This window comes from Niastella sp. (assembly GCF_045805085.1).
In the GTDB taxonomy this organism is placed as follows: Bacteria; Bacteroidota; Bacteroidia; order Chitinophagales; family Chitinophagaceae; genus Niastella.
Genome location: NZ_JBJMLX010000331.1, coordinates 1 through 3,311 on the forward strand (window position 1 = coordinate 1; position 3,311 = coordinate 3,311).

Annotated in this window: 4 protein-coding genes; 1 reads left to right on the forward strand and 3 read right to left on the reverse strand. The window is 46.3% G+C overall.

Features of this window, described 5'->3' with window-relative positions:
• Positions 1-53 precede the first annotated feature (53 nt).
• The 3 genes from ACJ751_RS17460 to ACJ751_RS17470 form a co-directional block, all read right to left on the reverse strand.
• Complete coding sequence (locus tag ACJ751_RS17460; protein WP_407746806.1) at positions 54-527, reverse strand: VOC family protein; 474 nt, start codon at positions 525-527, stop codon at positions 54-56.
• A 66-nt stretch (positions 528-593) separates the two neighbouring features.
• Positions 594-1,613, reverse strand: coding sequence for a pectinesterase family protein (locus ACJ751_RS17465; protein ID WP_407746807.1), 1,020 nt, complete (start codon positions 1,611-1,613; stop codon positions 594-596).
• Positions 1,613-2,629, reverse strand: coding sequence for an alpha/beta hydrolase (locus ACJ751_RS17470; RefSeq protein ID WP_407746808.1), 1,017 nt, complete (start codon positions 2,627-2,629; stop codon positions 1,613-1,615). Before ACJ751_RS17470 ends, ACJ751_RS17465 begins: the two co-directional genes overlap by 1 nt.
• Before the next feature lie 95 nt (positions 2,630-2,724).
• Between ACJ751_RS17470 and ACJ751_RS17475 the strand changes: the two genes are divergently transcribed.
• A complete protein-coding gene (locus tag ACJ751_RS17475) occupies positions 2,725-3,189 on the forward strand; it encodes a hypothetical protein (protein ID WP_407746809.1) in 465 nt (154 codons plus the stop codon).
• Positions 3,190-3,311: the final 122 nt, after the last annotated feature.

Consider the following 3,311-nt stretch of genomic DNA (forward strand, 5'->3'; position numbering starts at 1 on the left):
AGAACCTAACTGTAGAATGATAAGTTAAACTGGGGAACTGGTACCCCATCAAATCAGGCCTCCTCATATGCTTTTTCCAAAGTAGCAATGTCAAGCTTGTCCATTTTAAACAGGACCTCCTGCATTTTTTTGACTTTCCTGCCATCCCCGCTTAACCACTCGCCTAACCGGGAAGGAACAATCTGCCATGATAAACCGAACTTGTCTTTTAACCAGCCGCAATGACTGGGTTGTCCGCCATCGGCGATCAATTTGTTCCACAAGTTATCCAGTTCCTCCTGGCTGTTCGTATTCACTACGAATGAAATGGCCTCAGTGAATTTGAAATCCGGGCCACCGTTCAATGCGAGGAACTCGCTGCCATCCAGTTCAAAGCAAATGGTCATTACGCTGCCCTTAGGGCCGGGACCCGCCTCTGTGTAGTGGGTAACCGTTTTTATTTTTGAGTTTTTGAAAATAGAAGTATACAGTTTAACTGCTTCTTCGGCATTGTCGTTAAACCATAAGAAAGGCGTGATCTTTTGCATATGTTATGATTTTAGTGTTCAGGCAATAATTATCATAACAAAGCGTGCCATCCATAGTGGGGGTAGTTATTTTGCAGGCCATTGGAAGGCCCTCGTTCCCCGCTCCTGGTACCATTTGGTATTTACCGGTAAGGCCGATCCCTCGTTGTTGAAAATAGTGTTCAGGGTATAATTGGCGGCCTCTTTATCGGTAAGCTGGTGGCTCCATTTGGCGCGGTTGGCGATCCCGGCCCCGGGGCCGCTGTTCCTGTATTCCGCATAAAACGTAGTTTGTTCATTGGCGGGGTTGCTCCAATTGTTCCAGCCTTCAGGAACAATATGATTGCCCATGGTGCACCGCAGGTAGACTGTTTTTGCATTCGCCCGCCAGGGCCGGCCCAGAAATACTTTTTTTACGCTATCGTCTGCCGTGAGTTTACAATCCAGAAACACATACCCGAATTTCTTACCATGGGTAGTGCTGGCGGCTGTAACAAATGAATTGGTTTTGCTGTGGATCTCACAACCCTGAAAAACAACAGTGGCTGGTCCGAAAATGAAATCGGTGGTTCCCTCGATGTAGCAGTTTACAAACAGTTGGCGGGATGTTTCTCCCCCGGTAAAAATGGTATCCTGGTTGCCGAGGAAACGACAGTTTATAAACATCGCATTGTCAGCTTCTACATGCAGGGCCACTGCCTGCCCTACAGGACCGGCAGTGTTGGAAAAAGTAATGTTCTCGGCCCGGAAACGGTTGCCGCAGATCTTTGCAGTATAAGAAGTGAAGGTGGTCAGCCTGCCGCGGCCTGAATAATCGTTGAAAACGATAATGGTTTTGTCAACGCTTTCCCCAATAAACGTTACATCGGTATTGGTGGCAGGGAGTTCAATTTTTTCATTGTATACACCATTCTTTATATAAAGTGTAATAGGCGCCAGGGGATAAACCCGCATAGCGTCGATGGCGTCCTGGATGTATTTGTAATCGCCGGTTCCATCTTTGGCCACGGTGAAATCATATTTGTACTGTTGCGGATTGGCGGTTTGTGCCTGTAATGTGGTGAGGCCCATAAAGGAAAGGGCAAGCAGGGAGGCAAGCTGTTTCATTATTTAAATACGCGTTTTAAAAAATCATCAATATAGTTTACGGTTGGCTTAAACCAGGGATCGAACAAACAGAATGAATGTGGGGCATTCTCAAAGGTCTTTACTTCAGCGTAGATGTTGTATTGGTTCAGCACTTTAATAAAATCTTCGCGGCCGGCATGCATTCGGGCCACGCCGCTGTTGATGAACAGGGTAGGTGGCGTATGTGGGCCAACATGAGTGAGCGGCGACGCTTCATTCCATAAAGCCAGGCTGTCTTTTTTAGAATAGCCTAACCAATAGGTGGCGGCAGAGATCTTTTTACTATCGTCGCCTTCCCCGGTTTCGGGATGGGTAAAGGACAGCGTGCCGTCAATATCTACCAGGGCATGTATGGGGGCCGATTTGGATTCCTTTTTATAGATGTTACCTTCAAACGTTGGATCACCTGCCGTGGTAGCGAGAAAAGCTGCCAGCTCACCGCCGGCCGAAAAGCCCAGTACGGCAATTTTATTGGTGTCAATGTTGTATTGATCGGCATGGTAAACGACCTGGCGTAAAGCCTGTTTCAGATCGTATATGGCTGCCGGATATTGAGCTTCGGTCGACAACCGGTAACCTGGGGTAATGCAAACATAACCCCGTGCTGCCAGATGCTGAGCGAGGGGATAGTGTTGGGTACGGTTGCCCGAACGCCAGCCACCACCATGAATGATTACAATAGCGGGTCGTTTTACGGCAGATTTACCAGCGGGTGAAAAGACGTCGTAGCATAAGATGATCTTGTCGCCCATATTCCGGTACACGATAGTTCTTTTCCCGGCTATTTTATCTGATTTCAGTTCCGGCACGATCTGGGTCTCCGGATTGGTTTTGCGGGTATTTACAAATGCGCTCCAGGTGGTATAGGAAGTGTCGGGGTAAGGTGAGTGCCCATCTATATGTTGCGCCTGCGAGTAACCCGTCAATGAAAAGAAGAGGGACAGTATTCCTGTACAGATGAAGTATGACTTTCCGGCAAAGCAATTCAGGACCATTGAACAATATTTAGCTGATTGTAGTTGTACAAATTTATCGATATTACCCTCAAAACAACGTATTAAGTAAAGTTGGGCATTGAAAACACAGTAGCATGTATCAATCATTATTAATTCTACATTCCCTGGTTCGCTGGCTGGTTTTAATTAGTTTACTGGTTGCCATTGTACGGGCATACAGTGGTTGGTTAGGCAATAAGCCATTTTTAAAAATAGATAACAGGACCCGCATGGTAGCGGTAACCAGCGCCCATATTCAATTGGTAATAGGCATTAGCCTGTATTTCATCAGCCCGGTGGTACGGTATTTTTTGAATTATTTTAAAGAGGCGGTGCATCAGCGGGAGATCCGGTTCTTTGGTATGGAGCATATTACTATGATGGTGATTGCCATCGTGCTGCTGACCATTGGCTCTGTAAAGACCAAAAGAAAAACCACCGATCAGCAAAAGTTCAAAACAATGGCCATTTGGTTTACCATTGCATTGCTGATTATTTTTCTATCCATACCCTGGCATTTTTCGCCCTTTACCAGCCGGCCTTACTTTAGGTGGTTTTAGAAAGGCAAAAGGCAGAAGGCAAAAGGCAAAAGGCAAAAGGCAAAAGGCAAAAGGCAAAAGGCAAAAGGCAAAAGGCAAAAGGCAAAAGGCAAAAGGCAAAAGGCAAAAGGCAAAAGGCAAAA